20 protein-coding genes and 1 other RNA gene are annotated in these 20,864 nt (G+C 43.6%); 14 read left to right on the top strand and 7 right to left on the bottom strand.

What is annotated here, in order from left to right; genetic code table 11:
* Positions 1-75: 75 nt before the first annotated feature.
* A complete protein-coding gene (locus ACY3ZI_RS14960; RefSeq protein ID WP_487375445.1) occupies positions 76-234 on the bottom strand; it encodes a hypothetical protein in 159 nt (52 codons plus the stop codon).
* 193 nt (positions 235-427) lie between these two features.
* Here ACY3ZI_RS14960 and serA point away from each other — a divergent pair, with 193 nt between their 5' ends.
* Positions 428-1,678, top strand: a complete 1,251-nt coding sequence (gene serA, locus ACY3ZI_RS14955) for a phosphoglycerate dehydrogenase (RefSeq protein ID WP_036951154.1) — start codon at positions 428-430, stop codon at positions 1,676-1,678.
* A gap of 50 nt (positions 1,679-1,728) precedes the next feature.
* Here serA and ACY3ZI_RS14950 read toward each other — a convergent pair whose 3' ends face one another.
* From ACY3ZI_RS14950 to zapA, 3 genes are all read right to left on the bottom strand, one after another.
* Positions 1,729-2,331 carry a 5-formyltetrahydrofolate cyclo-ligase gene (locus ACY3ZI_RS14950; protein WP_249215515.1) on the bottom strand — a complete coding sequence of 201 codons (603 nt, stop codon included), beginning with the start codon at positions 2,329-2,331 and terminating at the stop codon, positions 1,729-1,731.
* Between the two features lie 137 nt (positions 2,332-2,468).
* Positions 2,469-2,651: non-coding RNA, 6S RNA (gene ssrS / locus ACY3ZI_RS14945), on the bottom strand.
* Positions 2,652-2,761: 110 nt separating this feature from the next.
* Positions 2,762-3,091, bottom strand: a complete 330-nt coding sequence (gene zapA, locus ACY3ZI_RS14940; RefSeq protein WP_036951152.1) for a cell division protein ZapA — start codon at positions 3,089-3,091, stop codon at positions 2,762-2,764.
* A 221-nt stretch (positions 3,092-3,312) separates the two neighbouring features.
* Between zapA and ACY3ZI_RS14935 the strand changes: the two genes are divergently transcribed.
* From ACY3ZI_RS14935 to gcvP, 7 genes are all read left to right on the top strand, one after another.
* Positions 3,313-3,891, top strand: a complete 579-nt coding sequence (locus ACY3ZI_RS14935; RefSeq protein WP_487375444.1) for a YecA/YgfB family protein — start codon at positions 3,313-3,315, stop codon at positions 3,889-3,891.
* 164 nt (positions 3,892-4,055) lie between these two features.
* Positions 4,056-5,378: a Xaa-Pro aminopeptidase gene (gene pepP, locus ACY3ZI_RS14930; protein WP_211886259.1), complete on the top strand. Its 1,323-nt coding sequence runs from the start codon at positions 4,056-4,058 to the stop codon at positions 5,376-5,378.
* Between the two features lie 37 nt (positions 5,379-5,415).
* Entirely contained in the window at positions 5,416-6,594 is a 1,179-nt protein-coding gene (ubiH, locus tag ACY3ZI_RS14925; protein WP_211886257.1) for a 2-octaprenyl-6-methoxyphenyl hydroxylase, read from the top strand.
* A 25-nt stretch (positions 6,595-6,619) separates the two neighbouring features.
* Positions 6,620-7,846 carry an FAD-dependent 2-octaprenylphenol hydroxylase gene (ubiI, locus tag ACY3ZI_RS14920; protein WP_132495778.1) on the top strand — a complete coding sequence of 409 codons (1,227 nt, stop codon included), beginning with the start codon at positions 6,620-6,622 and terminating at the stop codon, positions 7,844-7,846.
* 475 nt (positions 7,847-8,321) lie between these two features.
* The gene (gcvT, locus tag ACY3ZI_RS14915; RefSeq protein WP_132495776.1) at positions 8,322-9,416 is read left to right on the top strand and encodes a glycine cleavage system aminomethyltransferase GcvT; all 1,095 of its coding nucleotides are present in this window, start codon (positions 8,322-8,324) and stop codon (positions 9,414-9,416) included.
* Between the two features lie 92 nt (positions 9,417-9,508).
* Complete coding sequence (gcvH, locus tag ACY3ZI_RS14910) at positions 9,509-9,901, top strand: glycine cleavage system protein GcvH (protein ID WP_036951141.1); 393 nt, start codon at positions 9,509-9,511, stop codon at positions 9,899-9,901.
* A 191-nt stretch (positions 9,902-10,092) separates the two neighbouring features.
* Positions 10,093-12,969, top strand: a complete 2,877-nt coding sequence (gcvP, locus tag ACY3ZI_RS14905; RefSeq protein WP_211886255.1) for an aminomethyl-transferring glycine dehydrogenase — start codon at positions 10,093-10,095, stop codon at positions 12,967-12,969.
* A gap of 69 nt (positions 12,970-13,038) precedes the next feature.
* On the opposite strand, the gene ACY3ZI_RS14900 is transcribed toward gcvP, so the two are convergent.
* Positions 13,039-13,659, bottom strand: coding sequence for an HD domain-containing protein (locus tag ACY3ZI_RS14900; protein WP_487375443.1), 621 nt, complete (start codon positions 13,657-13,659; stop codon positions 13,039-13,041).
* 11 nt (positions 13,660-13,670) lie between these two features.
* Positions 13,671-14,657 carry a tRNA-modifying protein YgfZ gene (gene ygfZ / locus ACY3ZI_RS14895; protein ID WP_211886251.1) on the bottom strand — a complete coding sequence of 329 codons (987 nt, stop codon included), beginning with the start codon at positions 14,655-14,657 and terminating at the stop codon, positions 13,671-13,673.
* Positions 14,658-14,948: 291 nt separating this feature from the next.
* On the opposite strand from ygfZ, the gene sdhE reads away from it, so the two are divergent.
* Positions 14,949-15,215, top strand: a complete 267-nt coding sequence (gene sdhE, locus ACY3ZI_RS14890) for an FAD assembly factor SdhE (protein WP_036951240.1) — start codon at positions 14,949-14,951, stop codon at positions 15,213-15,215.
* The gene (locus ACY3ZI_RS14885) at positions 15,196-15,606 is read left to right on the top strand and encodes a protein YgfX (RefSeq protein WP_132495768.1); all 411 of its coding nucleotides are present in this window, start codon (positions 15,196-15,198) and stop codon (positions 15,604-15,606) included. The genes sdhE and ACY3ZI_RS14885 overlap by 20 nt, the downstream gene beginning before the upstream one ends.
* A 25-nt stretch (positions 15,607-15,631) precedes the next feature.
* On the opposite strand, the gene fldB is transcribed toward ACY3ZI_RS14885, so the two are convergent.
* Positions 15,632-16,150: a flavodoxin FldB gene (gene fldB, locus ACY3ZI_RS14880; protein WP_187129490.1), complete on the bottom strand. Its 519-nt coding sequence runs from the start codon at positions 16,148-16,150 to the stop codon at positions 15,632-15,634.
* A 117-nt stretch (positions 16,151-16,267) separates the two neighbouring features.
* On the opposite strand from fldB, the gene xerD reads away from it, so the two are divergent.
* The 4 genes from xerD to prfB all read left to right on the top strand — a co-directional run bounded on the left by xerD (position 16,268) and on the right by prfB (position 20,860).
* Positions 16,268-17,170: a site-specific tyrosine recombinase XerD gene (xerD, locus tag ACY3ZI_RS14875; protein ID WP_036951132.1), complete on the top strand. Its 903-nt coding sequence runs from the start codon at positions 16,268-16,270 to the stop codon at positions 17,168-17,170.
* 17 nt (positions 17,171-17,187) lie between these two features.
* Positions 17,188-17,889: a bifunctional protein-disulfide isomerase/oxidoreductase DsbC gene (gene dsbC, locus ACY3ZI_RS14870; RefSeq protein WP_036951131.1), complete on the top strand. Its 702-nt coding sequence runs from the start codon at positions 17,188-17,190 to the stop codon at positions 17,887-17,889.
* Between the two features lie 8 nt (positions 17,890-17,897).
* Positions 17,898-19,631: a single-stranded-DNA-specific exonuclease RecJ gene (gene recJ, locus ACY3ZI_RS14865; protein ID WP_211886247.1), complete on the top strand. Its 1,734-nt coding sequence runs from the start codon at positions 17,898-17,900 to the stop codon at positions 19,629-19,631.
* Positions 19,632-19,758: 127 nt separating this feature from the next.
* Positions 19,759-20,860 (top strand): peptide chain release factor 2 gene (gene prfB / locus ACY3ZI_RS14860; RefSeq protein WP_132495760.1). Its coding sequence is split into 2 segments (ribosomal slippage): positions 19,759-19,836 and positions 19,838-20,860, totalling 1,101 coding nucleotides; the frame shifts between segments, so codons are not numbered across the junction.
* Positions 20,861-20,864 lie beyond the last annotated feature (4 nt).

The raw sequence follows: 20,864 nt of genomic DNA, 5'->3' as shown, positions 1-20,864 counted from the left end.
TAAGCCAGTGGCTTTTTGAGTTCACTGGCTTATTTTGTTTTTGATTAGCGTGTTTTTAACTAAATAGTTTGATGGTTAATGACTTTTGTAAATATCATCAACATGAAAATTATTTAAATTTTTTTTACCTTCCGTTATTTTGGTGATATATCTCACACAAATGCCCATTGGGTGGGCAAAATGCTTATTTTGTGTTACCGCTCTAGATTTTCCACCACATAACTTCTTTTTCATCACACTTTTTAGCAGAGTCTAAGCAATCGTTTGTATTGCTACTGCGCTGAATTTTGCTATGTTGGTATTCTCGTTTTATTTCAAGGTGCATGTGAGGGGGCTGGAGTGCCTTAATTTCATGGCGTGCATCTTGAATTATTTTGAGTTCATACGAAATTCATCGGTCAAAATTAAGTACGATAGGGTAGGGTAAATGGTCAAGGTATCTTTGCAGAAAGACAAAATTAAATTTTTACTGCTTGAAGGTGTTCACCAAAGTGCAGTGGATAACCTCAAAGCAGCGGGTTACACCAATATCGAATATCACAAAAGTGCGCTGTCGGACGAAGAATTAAAAGAAGCGATTAAAGATGCACGTTTTGTGGGGATCCGCTCCCGTACTCATTTGACGGAAGAGATCTTTGCCGCAGCAGAAAAACTGGTGGCTGTGGGATGTTTCTGTATTGGAACCAACCAAGTTGATCTCGATGCTGCAGCGAAGCGCGGTATTCCTGTCTTTAATGCACCATTCTCCAACACCCGTTCCGTGGCGGAAATGGTATTAGGTCAGTTATTACTTCTGTTACGTCGTATTCCTGAAGCGAATATGCAAGCACACCGCGGGATCTGGGAAAAACAAGCGAAAGGCTGCTTTGAAGCTCGTGGCAAACGCTTAGGTATTGTCGGTTATGGTCATATCGGTACACAGTTAGGGATCTTAGCTGAAGGTATCGGTATGGATGTTTACTTCTATGATATCGAAAACAAATTGCCATTAGGTAACGCAACTCAAGTTCGTTCATTACCAGAATTATTAAAAATGAGCGATGTGGTGAGCTTACATGTGCCTGAAACGGCCAGCACGAAAAACATGTTTGGCGAAGTGCAGTTTGAGCAAATGAAGCAAGGTGCGATTTTCATCAACGCATCACGCGGTACTGTTGTTGATATTCCTGCATTAAGTTCAGCGTTAGAAAGCAAGAAATTATCAGGTGCAGCGGTTGACGTTTTCCCAACGGAACCAGCAGCAAACAACGATCCTAATGACCCATTCATTTCTGAGTTGATTAAATTCGATAACGTTATCCTGACTCCACATATCGGTGGTTCAACGGAAGAAGCGCAAGAAAATATCGGCTTAGAAGTGGCAAGTAAACTGGCAAAATACTCAGATAACGGTTCAACATTATCTGCGGTTAACTTCCCTGAAGTTTCGCTGCCAGTGCATATGGATGATACTAACCGTTTACTGCACATTCATGAAAACCGCCCTGGTATCATGAACAGTATCAACCAAGTGTTTACTGAAAATAACATTAACGTGGTTGGGCAATACTTGCGAACCTCAGGGAATGTGGGCTATGTGGTTATTGATGTGTTGACGCAGTCACCAAGCCAAGCGGATGAAGTATTACTGAAATTAAAATCTCTACCAGGCACCATCCGCGCTCGTCTGCTGTTCTAATCAGTCGATGCATTAAAAACATTTCATTAAAAGCACAGTGGTGTTGGTATCTACCAGCGCCATATTTTTTTCGGAGTAATAATTTCTGGTAATGGAATATCCCAGTGCGCGACAGGTAAAACTTCAACTAACTGACAATCATGGGCGAGTCCAATAGGATAAAAGCCAGTTTGTTGCCAATTTGCCAATGTTCTATCATAAAACCCTCCTCCCATTCCTAACCGTTGCCCTTGGCTATCAAAAGCTACCAGCGGGATCATCATTATATCCAGTCGCTCGATAGGTAATACATCCAACACATTCAATTGTGGCTCTTCAATATTAAATTTATTTTTTACTAAGATAGTCTTCGGTGTGTAGTGCAAAAATAATAAGTGATGAGGATTAAAAGGGTGAATAACGGGTAGATAAACTTGTTTTCCGTGATCCCAAAGGGCTTGGATTAATGGACGTGTATTAATTTCACCATCGAACGAAAGAAATAGGGCGATAGTTTTAGCTTGTGCGACTTTTGGGTGATTAAGTGTGTGGGCGATAATGCGTTGTGCCGCATCATCTTGAACTTCAGGCGTCAGTTCCCGTCTGGTAGCTCGAATAGATTTACGGATTTGCTGACGTAGTGAAGAGAGCGTATCTGACATAACCATTTCCATAAATCATATTCCTAATATCAAGTTGATAACTCGTGGAAAAACCTACGAAACAGTATATCGCAAGGAATCGGAATACGTAATTTTTAGTGTGGGTTTGAGATTTTGTGCAAAGAATATAGAAAAGACTAAATAGAAGGGAGGTCTCCAAGATGCCGTTGTAGGCTGTAACCCTTGAACCCTTGGTTCAAGGTGAACGCAGTTTAGCAACCTTTAGGCTTCCTGAGCGAATCAGGCATGCTCACCAGCGCAATAACCACATTCTGTTTGGTATGAAATATCGGCTCAGGGGACTTACCCACTGACGCGCATCTCAGAGAAATTTGTTTTGAGAACTTTCGTTACTCAGTGATTTCATTGTACGAAATTAGAGTGTAAATGCAACCTAATTTTTCGTTTTATTTTTTTACTAGTGATTGATTAATAAGCATATTTACTCTAGGGGCAATACCTGCCTCTCAGTGATTTTTACCTGATCGTGCAACGCTTGTTCAATCGTCTGCTGCAATACTTTTATTTTCTCTTCCATATTATAAGCATAATCGCGCGTTTTTGTCTTTTCTTGTGCTAATTCGTGACAGACGTTCAATGCGACAATGAAAATAAGTTGTTCAGTGTTAGTGACACCGCTTCGGTCTTTTAACGTTTTTAAGCGTTCTTCTAATTCTTTTGCTGACTCTAAGAGCGCTTCTTTTTGTTCTATTGGGCAATTAACGCGCATAGAGCGCCCAAAAATCTGAATATCAACGGGTTGTGCGGACATGATACCTCCATACTAAAATCTTTTTCGCCAATAAAAGTAGGACATTTGGCGTAAATGTTGTTAATTTTTGCATAGCTTATGCTTAGATAGGCATTGGCGATATATTACTAGTTTAGAATAAAAATAAGCTAATAATAACTCAGACAAAAAAAGCAGACTGGTCTAGCGGCTATCCTTGGTGGTAGCATATCACGAATCCCAAGCTAACATGACGAATTCAGATGTCTATACAAAAATCTTTACCTAACTATGAATCGTTGGACAACTTACTCCAACAGCACTCAATCGCACTCACTGCCGCCGAGATCCATGGTTTAATAACCGGACTGATTTGTGGAGGAAGCCGTGACCTAGGTTGGCAAACCCTTGTTCATGATCTAGCAAATGATGGACTTGCGTTTCCGCAAACCGTTTCACAACCGCTGCGTGAACTGTATGACCTCACATTTGAAGCATTAGATGACACCGAATTTGCATTCAATATGCTATTTCCGGATGAAGACGCTTCTGTGTTTGACCATGCGGACGCACTAGCTGGCTGGGTTAACCACTTCTTACTTGGCATTGGTGTTGCTCAACCTAAACTGACTGATAAAAAAGAGATTAGTGAAGTAATTACCGATCTACGTAACATCGGTATGCTTGGTTATGATGAAGAAGAAGACCAAGAAGAGTTAGAGCAAGCATTAGAAGAAGTTGTTGAATATGTGAGAGTTGCCGTTCAACTGTGTTATATCGCACTGGCTGAGCCGAAAAAAGGTCCAACCGTTGTTGAAAATATCAAGCCCGTTCTTCACTAATCTATAATATTAGGTAGCGACCCACTAACTGTAGGCTTTCTGCATTGTCAGTCACCTACGGTTAAGGAACGGATTTACCTAATTTAAACTGATTGCCGTTTGATTTTTAGCTAATTATCAAACAAGCAACCAACCTAAAACCCAAATAATAAGGCAATAACGGTATGAATAAGCAGGAATTTATTTCTCGTCGTAATGCATTATTGGCTCAAATGGCGCCAGCAAGTGCTGCTATTATTTTCTCAGCACCTGAAGCACAACGTAATGCGGATTGCGAATATCCGTATCGCCAGCACAGTGATTTTCTGTATCTGACTGGATTTAGTGAGCCAGAAGCGGTTTTAGTTTTAATAAAAAGTGACGAGAAACATAGCCACACCGTGCTATTCAACCGTGTTCGCGATCTCACTGCCGAAATTTGGTTTGGGCGTCGCTTAGGGCAAGATGCGGCACCAGAAAAATTAGGTATTGATAAAGCGCTGCCATTCGATGAAATCGTTGACCAGCTTTATCAATTACTCAATGGTCTCGATGTGGTTTATCACGCTCAAGGTGAATTTGATTACGCGGATAAACTGGTTTTCGGTGCGTTGGATGTGCTGCGCCGAGGAAGTCGTCGCAATTTAAAAGCCCCTCGCACGCTCATTGACTGGCGTCCAATGGTGCACGAAATGCGCCTGTTTAAATCGGATGCGGAAATGGCGGTTATGCGCAAAGCGGGTGAAATTTCAGCATTAGCCCATATTCGTGCAATGGAAACTTGCCGCCCGAATATGTATGAATACCAACTCTGTGGTGAGATTGAGTATGAATTTACTCGCCATGGTGCGCGTTTCCCATCTTATAACACCATCGTCGGTAGTGGCGAAAACGCCTGCATTTTGCACTACACAGAAAATGAATGTGCGATGAAAAATGGGGACTTAGTCCTAATTGATGCCGGTGCAGAGTTAGAAGGTTACGCAGGGGATATCACCCGAACTTTCCCTGTGAACGGAAAATTCACCAAAGAACAGCGTGAAATTTACGATATCGTGCTTCAATCTATTAACACCGCATTAGAACTTTACCGCCCAGGCACCAGTATCCACGAAGTGACTCGTCAAATTGTTCGCATTAAAACAGAAGGCTTAGTGAAATTAGGCATTTTGCAGGGTGACGTCGAACAATTGATCGAAAACAAAGCGTATCATCCATTTTTTATGCATGGTTTAAGCCATTGGCTGGGCTTAGATGTTCATGATGTCGGTTTTTACGGTGTAGAAAGAGACCGCATTTTAGAGCCGGGCATGGTGCTAACCATTGAACCAGGATTATATATTGCGCCAGATGCTGACGTACCGCCTCAATACCGTGGTATCGGTGTACGTATCGAAGACGACATTCTTATCACTGAAGATGGGAATGAAAACTTAACGGCGATGGTCGTTAAAGATCCTGATGAAATTGAAGCGTTAATGGCGGCGGCTAAAAAACGCTTAGGTTAAGCAGTAAAAAGTAATAACAGAAGGTAATTAACAACCTATGAATGTGATTATTGTTGGGGGAGGAATGGCTGGCGCGACATTGGCACTGGCAATTTCATCACTCAGTCGAGGACGTGTTTCGGTATCACTAATCGAAGCATCTCAACCGGATAACCAGCATCCGGGTTTTGATGCACGAGCGATTGCGTTAGCGCACGGTACTTGCCAGTACCTATCGTCGATTGGTGTTTGGTCTGCATTTGCTGATTGCGTTACCCCCATTAATCACGTTCATGTGTCCGATAGAGGGCATGCAGGGTTTGTTAATATTCATGCTGAAGATCACCAAATCACTGAATTGGGTAATGTGATCGAATTGCATGAAGCAGGTGCTCGTTTATTTTCACTGTTACGTAAAGCGCCTGGCGTTACACTTTATTGTCCTGCTAAAGTGGAGCATGTTGAGCGTACAGTGGACAACGTGACTGTCACGTTAGACAGCGGTGAGCAAATCACGGGCAGTTTATTAGTGGCGGCGGATGGTAGCCGTTCTGCGATTGGTCAAGCTTGCAATATGCAATGGCAGCAAGATGATTATGGACAAGTGGCAATTATTGCCAATGTGAAAACATCGATTGACCCCGCAGGGCGTGCCTTCGAACGCTTTACTGAATTTGGTCCTTTGGCATTATTACCTATGTCTGAAGGGCGTAGCTCGTTAGTTTGGTGTCATCGCCAAGAACATGCTGACGATATTAATGCGTGGGATGATGAAACCTTTATTCGCAAATTACAGCAAGCATTTGGCTGGCGTTTAGGGGAAATAACCCAAGCTGGTAAACGTAATTGTTACCCATTAGTGTTAAGAAAAGCGGTGAATCCTGTCAGTCACCGTGTTGCGTTGGTGGGAAATGCAGCGCAAACATTACACCCAATTGCAGGGCAAGGTTTCAACCTTGGGATCCGTGATGTCATGCAATTAGCTGAGTTAGTCGTCAATGCTCATGATAATCAGCAAGATATTGGCAGTTATTCATTGCTAAGTCAGTACCAACATACCCGATTAGCCGATCGAGAAAAAACAGTCACCATGACCGATGGTCTGGTGCGCTTATTTGCTAATCGTTGCTTCCCATTAATTGTGGGGCGTAATTTAGGTCTGATGGCGATGGAGATGTTGCCGCCTGTTCGTGATGTTTTAGCCCGCCAAACCCTTGGCTGGGTCGCACATAAATAACCACAAAACTAAGAGGAATAAAAATATGCAATCGTTTGATGTGGTTATCGCCGGTGGTGGTATGGTTGGACTCGCACTGGCATGTGGACTCGAAGGCAGTGGTTTACGTGTGGCGGTCGTTGAAAACCATCCACCTAAAACGCCATTCTCTGCTAACGATCCCCATGCGCTACGCGTGTCGGCAATCAATGCCGCCAGTGAAAAATTATTGACTCATTTAGATGTATGGTCAGCAATCAAAGGGATGCGTGCTGCCGCCTATAGCGGGATGGAAGTGTGGGATAACCACAGTTTCGGTCGTATTGCTTTTTCTGCTAAAGACCAAAATCTCTCGCATTTAGGTCATATCGTTGAAAACAATGTGGTGCGCGATGCCTTATGGCAAAAAGCCAGTCAATTGCGTGATGTAACTTTACTGGCCCCTGCAACCATCAAGAAGGTGGTATGGGGAGAAAATGACGTTTTCATCACGTTAGATGATGAAAATATGCTGACGGCTCGCTTGATAGTCGGGGCTGACGGCGCAAATTCATGGCTGCGTAGTCATGCAGATATTCCGCTCACTTTCTGGGATTATGAACATACCGCACTGGTAGCAACCATTCGAACCGAACGTCCCCATGAAGGTATTGCTCGCCAAGCTTTTAATGGGGAAGGCATCCTCGCGTTCTTACCGCTAAGCGACCCGCACTTATGTTCGATTGTTTGGTCTCAGCCAAACTTAGCCGCTGCGCGTCGTCAAGATTTAGATAAGTTAGAATTTGAGAAAGAATTGACCGTCGCATTTGATGTTAATTTAGGTTTTTGCCAATTAGAAAGCGACCGTTTAACTATCCCATTAACCGGACGTTATGCGCGTCAGTTTGCGGCGCAGCGTTTAGCGCTACTCGGGGATGCGGCTCACACCATTCATCCTTTGGCGGGCCAAGGAGTGAATCTTGGTTTTATGGACGTCGCTATGCTGATTGGTGAAATCAGAAGGCTACATCGTGAAGGCAAAGATTTTGGTCAATATTTCTATTTGCGTGATTATGAACGTAGCCGCAAGCACAGCGCAGCGGTGATGTTAGCGGGAATGCAAGGTTTCCGTGAACTGTTTGATGGCAACAACCCTGCGAAGAAATTGCTGCGAGATATTGGTCTTGTTTTAGCTGACAGTTTACCGGGTGTTAAGCCTCAACTACTAAACCACGCGATGGGCTTATCGGATATGCCAAAATGGCTAAAGCAACTACCGACTAATAACGCTTAATTCTGTCTGAATTTTCTCTTCCAAATAACCTGAGTGTTTAATTTTAAATACTCAGGTTTTTTATTTCTCATTCCATTTTGTTCGCAACCAGTCTTGCCTAGCAATAGCTGAGAAAAACTAATTTATCCATAATTTCGGATTAGTTTTTCTAATTTATTTGTTTTTCCTAATTTATCTACATTATTGGGTTAAGTCTCAATTCTGATGATATTTTGCGCACTAATAAGCCAAATATGAAGGGATTGAGTGATCATTCTCAATTATTTAACAAAAACCACTGGTAATGTGAGGGCGCAATCAGTAATACAGAGAGTACATCACCCTATTTTTATTTATAGCATCCAATTTCGAATGTTAGCAGTTTTGAATCAAATCCGATGATTTGCGTTTTGATGAAACGGGATTCACAGAAAAAAATTTATGCCGTTCATTACGCAATCACCCCATCAGACACAGTAATGTAAAGAGGGTATTCATGGTAAAGCAAACGACTCTATATGATGAGCATATAGCCTGCGGCGCAAAAATGGTGGATTTTCATGGCTGGATGATGCCACTGCACTATGGTTCGCAAATCAACGAACATAATATTGTTCGAACCGATGCAGGAATGTTTGATGTTTCTCACATGACGATTGTTGACCTACATGGCGAAGGTTGCCGTGATTTTCTTCGTTATCTTCTCGCCAATGATATCGCTAAGCTCACCATCAAAGGTCGTGCACTGTATACCGGTATGCTGAACGCATCGGGTGGTGTGATTGATGACCTGATTGTTTATTACCTTGAAGATGATTTCTACCGCCTTGTGGTTAACTCTGCGACGCGAGACAAAGACATTGCATGGATTGAGCAGCATGCAAAAGATTATGCAGTAGCGATTACTGTACGTGATGATTTGGCGTTAGTTGCCGTTCAAGGTCCGAAATCTCAAGAAAAAGTTCACACTTTGCTGACCGAAGAACAACGTGCTGCCATCAAAGATATGAAGCCTTTTTATGGTGTTCAAACTGGCGATCTGTTTATTGCGACCACGGGCTACACCGGTGAAAAAGGGTATGAAATTGCGATGCCGAAACAGCATATCGTGGATTTCTGGCATAAATTACTGAAGGCAGGCGTTCATCCAGCAGGTTTAGGCGCTCGTGATACTCTGCGTCTTGAAGCGGGTATGAATCTCTATGGGCAAGATATGGATGAGTCTATTTCTCCATTAGCGGCCAATATGGGGTGGACAATTGCTTGGGAGCCGCAAGACAGAAACTTTATTGGCCGTGAAGCGTTGGAAAAACAGCGAGCGAAAGGTACCGATAAGCTGGTGGGTATTGTGATGCGCGAAAAAGGCATTTTACGTGCTGAACAGGTTGTGCGCTTTACGGATGAATCAGGTAAATTGCATGAGGGAGTGATCACTAGTGGTTCATTCTCTCCAACGTTAGGTTTCAGTATCGCGCTAGCGCGTGTACCGAGTGACATTAAAAATCACGCCATCGTTGAAATTCGTCAGCGGGAAATGCCGGTTGAAGTGGTAAAACCAGGATTTGTCCGTGAAGGTAAGGCATTAGTGTAATTAGATATTTTCTAATACAAATTGATTTTAAAACGTTTTCTCAAAAACTTTTTCTCAAGAACATATGGTCAGAATCAAAAGAGAGGCTAGAAATGAGCAATGCACCTAAAGAATTAAGATATACCCGCGAACACGAATGGCTGCGTGATGAAGGAAATGGTGAGTTCACTGTGGGTATTACTGAACATGCGCAAGAAACTTTAGGCGACATGGTGTTTGTTGATTTACCCGATGTGGGTGATGTAGTGAGCGCAGGGGACGACTGTGCTGTCGTTGAATCTGTGAAAGCAGCATCCGATATTTATGCACCGATTAGTGGTGAAATTATTGCAGTTAACAGTGCACTCAGCGACTCTCCAGAGCTGGTGAACGAATCGCCATATCAAGAAGGCTGGATTTTCCGTATTAAGATGAGCGATGACTCTCAGCTAGCGGATCTTATCGATGCTCAAGGTTACCTGAGCATGATCGCTGCGGAAGAGTAATCCACAGCATCATGTTTCGCACTGTAGCGTAATCGCTTGCTACAGTGCGAAATATCAAGAACATAATGAATGTTTTTTAACCAAGGTTAGTTTGAGCTAGTCTACTTATCTCGCAGTTTATCAATAGGTTTTATCATCGCTAGAGTCTTATAACCTACGCTACGCATAGCAAAAAGGATGGGAACACAGATATGTCGATGTCACTGAGTCAACTAGAAAACCGTTCAGAATTTATCTCGCGCCATATAGGGTCATCAGAACAACAAATAAAAACCATGTTAGGTACTGTTGGCGCGACTTCCCTCGATAATTTAATGGACAAAATTGTCCCGAAAGCCATTTTACTGCCTGAGCCACCAAGAGTCGGCGGTGGTGCAACCGAGCAAGAAGCGCTCGCAGAATTAAAAGGGATTGCTTCCCTAAATAAACGTTATAAAAGTTATATCGGCATGGGCTATGCCCCAGTGATCCTTCCTCCTGTTATCTTACGTAATTTGCTCGAAAACCCAGGCTGGTATACGGCTTATACCCCTTATCAGCCTGAAGTTTCCCAAGGTCGTCTTGAGTCACTGCTGAATTTCCAGCAATTAACGATTGATTTAACGGGCTTAGATTTAGCATCAGCTTCTTTGCTGGATGAAGCGACAGCGGCAGCAGAAGCCATGGCGATGGCAAAACGCATCAGTAAATTGAAAAATGCAGAACGCTTTTTCGTTGCGGATGACGTCCATCCTCAAACCCTTGATGTTGTGCGGACTCGTGCAGGCACATTTGGCTTTGAAGTGATTGTCGACAGCGCAGAGAAAGTGCTAGAACACGAAGGTGTATTTGGTGCATTACTGCAACAAGTGGGCACCACGGGGAATATACATGATTACAGCGAGCTATTTGCCAAACTAAAGGCGAAGAATATTGTCAGCTGTGTGGCTGCCGATATGATGGCATTAGTGTTATTGACAGCACCTGCAAAACAAGGGGCTGACATTGTTTTCGGCTCAGCGCAGCGTTTTGGTGTACCAATGGGTTATGGTGGCCCTCATGCTGCATTCTTTGCGTGTAAAGATGAATTCAAACGTGCGATGCCGGGACGCATTATCGGGGTCTCTCGTGATGCTGCAGGTCATACTGCGCTACGTATGGCGATGCAAACTCGTGAACAGCATATCCGCCGTGAAAAAGCAAACTCCAACATTTGTACTTCCCAAGTTTTACTGGCCAATATTGCCGCGATGTATGCGGTGTATCATGGGCCTGAAGGCTTGAAAATGATTGCTCAGCGCATTCATCGCTTTAGCTCGATTTTTGCGAAAGCGCTTACAGAGTCTGGCATCACTCTGCGCCATAAAACGTGGTTTGATACTCTGGCTATCGAAGTAGCAGACAAAGCGGCGGTCTTAGCGCGCGCTGAAAAAGCAAAAATAAACTTACGGACAGATATTCACGGTGCAGTGGGTGTTACGTTCAGTGAAATCACCACTCGCCAAGATCTCAACGAACTGTTCTTTGTGATCACGGGTACCGATCAAAAACTGGATTTCGAAAAATTAGATAAGCAAGTTTCAGAAAGTGAAAGTGCAATTCCAGCCGCAATGTTGCGTGATGACGTGATTTTATCGCATCCAAATTTCCATCGTTATCATAGCGAAACGGAAATGATGCGCTACATGCACAGCTTAGAGCGTAAGGATTTAGCGTTGAACCAAGCGATGATCCCATTAGGTTCTTGCACCATGAAACTTAACGCTGCTGCGGAAATGCTGCCAATTACGTGGCCTGAATTTGGTGAGTTACACCCGTTCTGTCCACCGGAGCAGGCGCAAGGTTATCATCAAATGATTGAGCAGCTTTCCCACTGGCTAGTGCAATTGACGGGATATGATGCTGTCTGTATGCAGCCTAACTCAGGGGCTCAAGGGGAATATGCGGGTCTGTTAGCAATCCGTCGTTACCATGAAAGCCGCAATGAAGGCGCACGTAATATTTGTTTGATCCCAGCCTCTGCTCACGGAACTAACCCAGCCTCTGCTCATATGGCGGGTATGGAAGTGGTGGTGGTACGCTGTGATGATGAAGGTAACATTGACCTTGCTGACCTGCGAGAAAAAGCGCAGGAGCACAGTGCAGCGCTCTCATGCGTGATGGTGACTTACCCGTCAACTCACGGTGTGTATGAAGAGAGCATTCGCGAAGTGTGTGAAATTATCCACCAATATGGCGGGCAAGTTTACTTAGATGGTGCGAATATGAACGCTCAAGTGGGGCTGACAACACCGGGCTTTATCGGCGCGGATGTGTCTCACTTGAACTTACATAAAACCTTCTGTATTCCTCATGGCGGTGGTGGCCCTGGTATGGGACCTATCGGTGTGAAGAAACATTTAGCGCCGTTTGTTCCTGGGCACTCTGTCGTCACTCAAGAAATGCTGACCGAACAAGGTGCGGTTTCTGCTGCACCATTTGGTAGCGCTTCTATTCTGCCAATTAGCTGGATGTATATCCGCATGATGGGCTCCCATGGGCTGAGAAAAGCCAGCCAAGTGGCAATCTTGAACGCTAACTATATTGCGAAGCGTTTAGCGAGTCGCTATGAGATCCTCTATACCGGACAAGAAGGTTATGTGGCTCATGAATGTATCGTGGATCTACGTCCAATCAAGAAAGATACAGGCATCAGTGAGCTGGATATTGCTAAGCGCTTGATTGACTATGGTTTCCATGCGCCAACCATGTCATTCCCAGTTGCAGGTACGTTGATGATCGAACCTACTGAGTCAGAAAGTATTGTGGAAATCGATCGCTTTATCGATGCAATGCTGGCTATCCGGGATGAGATTGATCAAGTGGTTCAAGGTAAATGGACGCTGGAAGATAACCCGTTAGTCAATGCGCCACACGTTCAAACTGAGTTGGCGGAAGAGTGGGCTCATGGTTATAGCCGTGAATTGGCGGTATTCCCATCTCACGCAACACGAGTGAACAAGTACTGGCCAGCGGTAAAACGCCTTGATGATGTTTATGGCGACCGTCATTTACATTGTTCTTGTGTGCCTATCGATGAATATATGTAATTAATTTTTTAGCTTTTTAATATGAAAACGCCAGATATTTATCTGGCGTTTTTTGTTTTATTTTTTTAATTACAGCAGCCAGCCTTTTTGGTGGGCTTGCTCTAATTGCTGTTTAAGCTGCAACCAAAATTCAGGGAGGATCTCCTGAATATAGTCACATTTACTAACGACCTGCTCATGACGAATATGGTTTTCAACCCAGCTTTGACCCTGATTATGCAAGTTCAATAACATCGGCATGGCTCTATCAATGGCATTGGCATATTTCGATTCCAATGTCTCGACGGCATCATACTCATTCCATAATGCTAAGAATTCAGCATTTTGCGGGCTTGGCAGTAGATTAAACAGGCGGTTAGCTGCTTTGACTTCGTCATCATGAATGGCTTCACGAGCGGCATTATCAAACACCAAAACGTCACCTGCATCAATTTCGACGATATCATGAACGAGCGCAAGTTTAATGGCGCGTTCGAGGTTAACACTTGGCACATAAGGAGCAAAAGCCATCGCAGCAACAGCAAACTGCCAGCTATGTTCGGCGGTGTTTTCGTGTCTTTCGCGGTTTAATAACTTATTCTTGCGATAAACGCTTTTCAGTTTATCGAGCTCCATCAAAAATTGGACGACTTCAGTAAAAGCCCCAAAATTCAAAACGTCGAGTGGCTTATTACTTATTGCAGATGACATAAAAACCTCAATTATTTATCTTCTTCTAATGAATAAGGCAGTGGTGCAATGGTCAGGCGACTTTGCTCGTCACCCATAACGCGAAACACGCTATCTGCTTCCATATCATTGTTCATAATGATTTGGATGCTAAGTTCTCCATTCCCTAAACGCACGGCGGCAAGCACTGTTCCGGTACGGCGCCAGTTTTCACCCAGTTGCCACTCAACACCATCTCCGATAGTTGGAAGTGACGAGCCTGTTCCCGTTAGCCAGTACATCGCGCGTTTATTGGCACCACGAAACTTGGCGCGAGCGACCATTTCTTGGCCGGTATAGCAGCCTTTTTTAAAGCTAATTCCGTGAGGGATGGCCTGTAAATTTGCAGCTTGTGGCAGATGTTGTGCGCTGTTTTCTTGGTCGATAACGGCAAAGCCTGCGGCAATTTCTAATGCTAACCATTGTTGGTCAGAAACCTGTGTTGCATTTAAAGTCTCTGCGAGATTTTGCGCAGTCGCTTCGTCTGTAATAATTAAAAATCGTTCTGCGGGAAGGTCAAAATGTAGAAGGGTACTGTTGCCTTCTGTGATGACTTGATTTTGGCTATCAGGTAGTGTTGCGAACACGGATGAAAGTGCTTCTCGTGCGCCTTGACCTGCCACACCCAGTAATTTCAGTTCTGGCTTCTTTTCAAAAGTGACTTTAGAGAAAACAGCGTATTTTTTTAACTCTGCGAGTTGGGCATCAGCAACACTGCGTCTTTCAATATAAGAATAACCCGCTAAGTGATGGAATAAACGTAGGTCACTCCACATTTTTCCTTTTGGATCGCAATGGGCGGTTAGTGTATGTGCGTGCTCAAGTGTGCTGATATCGGCGGTGACTTGTCCTTGCAGATATTTTTCTGCATCAGCGCCGTGTAGGTGGATAAGTTCCCAGTTTTCCAGTGAAATCAAAACAAGGGGTAAAGACTGAGAATCAAGGGGAAACTGTTGTGCGTTGTCTACATGGGAAGTCATGATTTCACCTGTTGTTCTTTATTTGATAATGGTGCTTAATGGTAAAATAGCTAGGTCACATTGCAAGCCTCAAACCGAACTAAAGTGCCATTAACCTATTATTCAGCATAAGAGGGTAAATAGTTTGTAGAAAAACGGTATTTTACAACCTAAAATGTGAACTATGTAGAGTGTGACATGTTTTATTGACAGATTATCTGATAGAGTATTTAAAATAATCAATCTTATCAGTCAACTGCAACAAAAGGTCGTAGTGAAATGGATAATGGAATGCCTATCGGGCAAAGTCAAATCGATATCAATAACAAGGCGCGAATTCATTGGGCGTGCAGAAGAGGCATGCGTGAGCTTGATATTTCTATCATGCCATTTTTTGAATATGAATATGACGAGCTAACAGACCACGATAAGCGTGTTTTTGTGCGGCTGCTCGAGTGTCCAGACCCTGATTTGTTCAATTGGCTGATGAATCACGGGCGTCCGGAGGACGAAGAACTGTTCTCTATGATTAAACTCATTCAAGAAAGAAATAAAAATCGTGGTCCTGTGGAAATCTAATCTTTCCATTTCATGGAAAACTCAGCTTTTTTCCACCTGTCTTCATGGGGTAACGGGCATTATTTTGCTTGTTGCGCCGTGGGCTCCAGGTAATTCAATGATTTGGCTACCATTATTAGTAGTGTTGGTAGCTAGTTGGGCAAAAAGCCAAAAAAATATCAGTAAAGTCAAAGGTGTGGCTGTATTGGTGAATGGCAATAAGCTTCAATGGAAAAAGAATGAGTGGGAAATTATCAAAGCGCCATGGTGTAGCCGCTTTGGCATTTTATTAACGCTTAATGCATTGCAAGGTAAGCCTCAGAAGCTTCGCTTATGGATTGCAAAGGATTCTGTTTCCGAAGAAAATTGGCGTAATCTCAATCAATTACTACTGCAATACCCTGATATTTGATATTGCAGTTAGTTGTCTTTGGCGCTTAAAGAGCAGCTTCAATTTCTTGTAGGATCTGCTCACACCATTGCGCGACTCGCTCATCGGTTTGTTCAAACTGGTTCACATCATCTAATGCAAGACCTACAAACATCTCACCATCTTCCGTGAGCGGTTTCGGGCTTTCAAATTCATAACCTTCAGTCGGCCAAAAGCCAATAAACTGTGCGCCAGTCGGTTTAAGCTGGTGATAGAGCATACCGAGTGCATCTAAAAACCATTCACTATAGTCAACTTGGTCACCCATGCCATACATTGCGACCATTTTATCCGCAAGGTTAAGTTTGGGAAGCGCTTCCCAAATTTCTAGCCAATCTTCCTGAATTTCACCAAAATCCCACGTAGGGATCCCCAAAATAAGAACGTCGTACTGTTCCATTAATTCTGGTGGTGTATCGTTGACGTTATGGAGGGTAATGAAATCATCACCAAGAATGTCACGTATTTTTTCTGCGACCATTTCGGTGTAGCAGGTACTTGAACCGTAAAAAAGACCTATTTTCATATATATTATTACTATATCCAGCGCTGGTTTTTATCACGAGGGACGTATTGTAACAGATGGTGCTACAATCAGGCATAATAGATTGCACTGTAATAATAAAGAGGCATAGGATCTGGCGTGGAAAGTAAACAACTAAATCCGTTAATTGAACAGTTTCTTGATACAATTTGGTTGGAGCAAGATCTTGCTGAAAACACCTTGGCATCTTATCGTAATGACCTCCAATCATTAGATAGATGGCTGGATGCGCAGCAATTGCATTTGGAAAGTGTTCAGTCGATTGATTTACAATCTTTTCTCGCAGAACGCATTGATGGCGGATACAAAGCCGCAAGCTCTGCGCGTTTATTAAGTTCGATTCGCCGGTTATTTCAATATTTTTACCGCGAAAAGATAAGAGCGGATGATCCTTCCGCGGTAATCGCAGCACCCAAAATTCCGCAGCGATTACCCAAAGATCTCAGTGAAAAACAAGTTGAAGATTTGCTGAATGCACCTGCGACTGAAGACTCGCTCGAGTTACGGGACAAAGCCATGTTGGAAGTATTGTATGCTTGTGGCTTGCGAGTTTCTGAGCTGACGGGGCTGACATTTTCGGATATCAGCTTGCGTCAAGGCGTCGTTCGGGTCGTTGGCAAAGGAGATAAAGAGCGTTTGATCCCTCTGGGAGAAGAGGCGATTTACTGGCTGGAAAAATATATAGCGCAGGGGCGCCCAGATTTACTGAATGGGAAAACTAGCGATGTTTTATTTCCAAGCAAACGTGGTACAAAGATGACCCGCCAGACATTTTGGCACCGAATAAAATATTATGCCGTACTTGCTAATATTGATGGGGATGCGTTATCTCCTCACGTATTAAGGCATGCATTTGCAACCCATTTATTGAATCACGGCGCGGACTTACGCGTTGTACAAATGTTGTTAGGTCATAGCGACCTATCCACAACCCAAATTTACACACATGTCGCTACTGAGCGGCTACGTGCTTTACATGAGCAGCATCATCCGAGAGGGTGATGGGTGAAAGGATAAATATGAAACGCAAACTACTTGTTTTAGCCGCCTGTATCGCGTCATTAACGGCATCGGTTTATGGCGCAACGGAAGAAAAACTGATTATCGAAAAACTGGCACATTATAATATGCAAGTGGAATCCATTAAGCCTTCCCCAATTGTGGGATTAAATACGGTGGAAACGGATAATGGCGTAATTTATGTGACGGACGATGGTAAATACCTGTTACAAGGCCCAATTTATGATCTCAGCGGAAAAGTTCCGGTGAACATCAGTAACCAGCCTTTGTTGAAGAAGATGGAAGCGTTGAAAAACGAGATGATCATCTTCAAAGCACCCAATGAAAAATATGCGATAACGGTCTTTACTGATATTAGCTGTGGTTACTGTAAGAAATTACACGAAACAGTGGGTGAGTTAAACAGCAAAGGGGTGACAGTGCGCTATTTAGCGTTCCCACGTCAAGGGATGAAGAGCGACACAGCAAAACAGATGGCATCAATCTGGTGTAATGCATTACCAAAAGATGCGTTGACTAAAGCGTTCAAAGGTGACGAAGTTGCCATGATTGATGACTGTAAAATCGATTTAGGCAATCATTTGAAATTAGGTCAATTATTTAAAGTTACAGGAACTCCTGCCATTATTTTACCAAGCGGACAAGTACTCCCTGGCTTTTTAAAACCTGACGAATTACTCCAAATACTTGAGCAGAAATAATCATCATTGTGAATGTCGAAACTTTTTTACGTCAACGAGAATTAACAGGTGATGCCGCGGCATTACCTGATGTCCCTGAACTTTTGCAGCGCATTTATGCCTCTAGAGGGATAACCTCTCTCGCTCAATTGGAACGTAAAGCGTCTAATTTGCTTGATTACCGTTCGCTATCAGGGGTTGAAAATGCACTAACGCTGCTCTATTTGGCGCTGGTGGAGCACCAAAAAATCACTATCGTTGGGGATTTTGATGCTGATGGTGCAACGAGCACAGCATTAGCTATCCGTGCGCTTAAAGCGATGGGGTATAGGAATTTAAACTATATCGTCCCGAACCGTTTTGAAAACGGCTATGGCTTAACGCCATTGGTGGTGGATGAAGCCTATAAGCAGGGAACGGACCTGATTATTACGGTAGATAACGGTATCTCTTCTCATGATGGTGTGGTGACTGCTCACGAGTATGGGATGAAGGTGGTTATTACTGACCACCATTTACCGGGAGAAACGCTACCGACGGCGGATGCTATCATCAACCCGAATCTTAATGATTGCCAATTTGCATCGAAATCACTGGCTGGTGTTGGGGTAACGTTTTATTTAATGTCAGCGTTAAGAGCCCATTTACGCCAACAGCAGTGGTTTGAAAAGCAAGGGATCAGCGAGCCTAATTTAGCGGAATACCTTGATTTAGTCGCGCTGGGTACCGTAGCAGATGTGGTGCCATTGGATACGAACAACCGCATTCTGGTGCATCAAGGGTTGAATCGAGTGAGAGCTGGGCGCTGCTGTGCTGGGATCAAAGCGTTGATTGAGGTATCCAAACGAGATGCCTCTCGTCTGGTCGCGAATGATTTTGGCTTTGCACTAGGGCCTAGACTTAATGCGGCGGGCCGACTGGATGATATGTCCGTCAGCATTGAATTACTGCTGACGGATGATATGGCACATGCACGCCAGCTAGCCAATGAGTTAGATGGCTTAAACCAGACTCGTCGTGAAATTGAAGCGGGTATGCAGCAAGAAGCATTGGTGCTATTTAACAAAATCGAATACAGCGAGAATCAGTTGCCGAACGGTTTAGCACTATATCATCCCGAATGGCATCAAGGGGTGGTTGGGATTTTAGCTTCACGAATTAAAGAGCAATTCCATCGCCCCGTTATCGCATTCGCGCCTGCCGGAGATGGGTTATTAAAAGGCTCTGGTCGTTCAGTGCAGGGCGTTCATATGCGTGATGCATTAGAGCGATTAAATACGCTGCAACCGGGGTTAATGCAAAAGTTTGGTGGACACGCCATGGCTGCGGGTCTGTCGCTTGAAGAGAGCAAATTTGACGCATTCAAATACCATTTCGAAATGCTGATGGGAGAACTTATTCAACCTGAGCAATTATCGGGCGTTATTTGGAGTGACGGAGAATTATTGCGTAATCAACTGTCATTAGAGACGGCGGAATTACTTCGCGAAAGCGGTCCGTGGGGGCAGTCTTTTCCTGAACCTGTATTTGATGGACATTTCCAGTTATTGCAACAAAAGTTGGTGGGCGAGAAACATTTAAAATTGATGTTAGAACCTGTGAATGGAGGACCGATGTTGGATGGCATTATGTTCAATATTGATGTCCGTAGATGGCCAGATAATAGCGTCAAAAAAGCGAAAATTGCGTTTAAGTTAGATGTGAACGAGTTTCGCGGTAATAAAAATGTGCAATTGATGATTGAACATATTTGGCCCGATTAAAATCACAATGAAGATTCGTTCAGAAATAGAGGATTGATTCCCTATAAACCTGACAGGAATTCCGTTATACTAAACGGTTCGTGAATGAAAATATTTATCTTTATTGATCAACTATAAGATAGTGAAAATGACGTTTGAAATAAACCCAGTAAAAAGCAAAATTCAGGACCTGTCTGAACGGACAACGGTTCTGAGGGGGTATCTTTGACTATGATGCCAAGAAAGAACGCTTAGAAGAAGTGAATGCAGAACTTGAGCAGCCAGATGTCTGGAATGAACCAGAACGCGCTCAAGCACTTGGCAAAGAACGCTCTTCCCTTGAGGCGATTGTTGAGACAATTGACCAACTGACCCAAGGTATTGAAGATGTAGAAGGTTTATTGGAATTGGCGGTAGAAGCTGATGATGAAGAAACGTTCAACGAAGCGGGCGCTGAGTTAGAAGTACTGCAAGGCAAGTTAGAGCAGCTTGAATTCCGCCGAATGTTCTCCGGCGAATATGACAGCGCTGACTGCTATATCGACTTACAAGCAGGTTCTGGCGGTACAGAAGCGCAAGATTGGGCAAGTATGCTCATGCGTATGTATCTGCGTTGGGCTGAGTCAAAAGGCTTCAAAACAGAAATTATCGAAGAGTCAGATGGTGATGTGGCGGGTTTAAAATCTGCAACAATTAAAATCATCGGTGATTATGCCTATGGCTGGTTAAGAACAGAAACGGGTGTTCACCGTTTAGTGCGCAAAAGCCCATTTGACTCCGGCGGTCGTCGTCATACTTCATTTAGTTCAGCGTTTATCTATCCTGAAGTTGATGATGATATTGATATCGAAATTAACCCTGCTGATTTACGTATCGACGTATACCGTGCCTCGGGTGCCGGTGGTCAGCACGTTAACAAAACTGAGTCTGCGGTGCGTATCACCCATATACCGACCAACATTGTGACCCAGTGCCAGAACGACCGTTCACAGCATAAAAACAAAGATCAAGCCATGCGCCAGTTAAAAGCGAAATTATACGAACTGGAAATGCAGAAGAAGAACGCAGATAAGCAAGCGATGGAAGAGAATAAATCGGACATTGGCTGGGGAAGCCAAATTCGTTCTTACGTCCTTGATGATGCACGTATTAAAGACTTACGTACTGGTGTGGAAACGCGTAACACGCAAGCCGTGCTGGATGGTGATTTGGATAAATTCATTGAAGCTAGTTTAAAAGCTGGCCTGTGAGGAA

It is taken from the genome of Providencia sp. LY12 (genome assembly GCF_057621555.1).
This window is presented reverse-complemented; position numbering and strand designations above follow the sequence as displayed.

Excerpts from the sequence above, each read along its gene's own strand:
- ACY3ZI_RS14960 (WP_487375445.1), bottom strand. The coding sequence starts at position 234 with ATGAAAAAGAAGTTATGTGGTGGAAAATCTAGAGCGGTAACACAAAAT.
- serA (WP_036951154.1), top strand. The coding sequence starts at position 428 with ATGGTCAAGGTATCTTTGCAGAAAGACAAAATTAAATTTTTACTGCTT.
- ACY3ZI_RS14950 (WP_249215515.1), bottom strand. The coding sequence starts at position 2,331 with ATGGAAATGGTTATGTCAGATACGCTCTCTTCACTACGTCAGCAAATC.
- zapA (WP_036951152.1), bottom strand. The coding sequence starts at position 3,091 with ATGTCCGCACAACCCGTTGATATTCAGATTTTTGGGCGCTCTATGCGC.
- ACY3ZI_RS14935 (WP_487375444.1), top strand. The coding sequence starts at position 3,313 with ATGTCTATACAAAAATCTTTACCTAACTATGAATCGTTGGACAACTTA.
- pepP (WP_211886259.1), top strand. The coding sequence starts at position 4,056 with ATGAATAAGCAGGAATTTATTTCTCGTCGTAATGCATTATTGGCTCAA.
- ubiH (WP_211886257.1), top strand. The coding sequence starts at position 5,416 with ATGAATGTGATTATTGTTGGGGGAGGAATGGCTGGCGCGACATTGGCA.
- ubiI (WP_132495778.1), top strand. The coding sequence starts at position 6,620 with ATGCAATCGTTTGATGTGGTTATCGCCGGTGGTGGTATGGTTGGACTC.
- gcvT (WP_132495776.1), top strand. The coding sequence starts at position 8,322 with ATGGTAAAGCAAACGACTCTATATGATGAGCATATAGCCTGCGGCGCA.
- gcvH (WP_036951141.1), top strand. The coding sequence starts at position 9,509 with ATGAGCAATGCACCTAAAGAATTAAGATATACCCGCGAACACGAATGG.
- gcvP (WP_211886255.1), top strand. The coding sequence starts at position 10,093 with ATGTCGATGTCACTGAGTCAACTAGAAAACCGTTCAGAATTTATCTCG.
- ACY3ZI_RS14900 (WP_487375443.1), bottom strand. The coding sequence starts at position 13,659 with ATGTCATCTGCAATAAGTAATAAGCCACTCGACGTTTTGAATTTTGGG.
- ygfZ (WP_211886251.1), bottom strand. The coding sequence starts at position 14,657 with ATGACTTCCCATGTAGACAACGCACAACAGTTTCCCCTTGATTCTCAG.
- fldB (WP_187129490.1), bottom strand. The coding sequence starts at position 16,150 with ATGAAAATAGGTCTTTTTTACGGTTCAAGTACCTGCTACACCGAAATG.
- dsbC (WP_036951131.1), top strand. The coding sequence starts at position 17,188 with ATGAAACGCAAACTACTTGTTTTAGCCGCCTGTATCGCGTCATTAACG.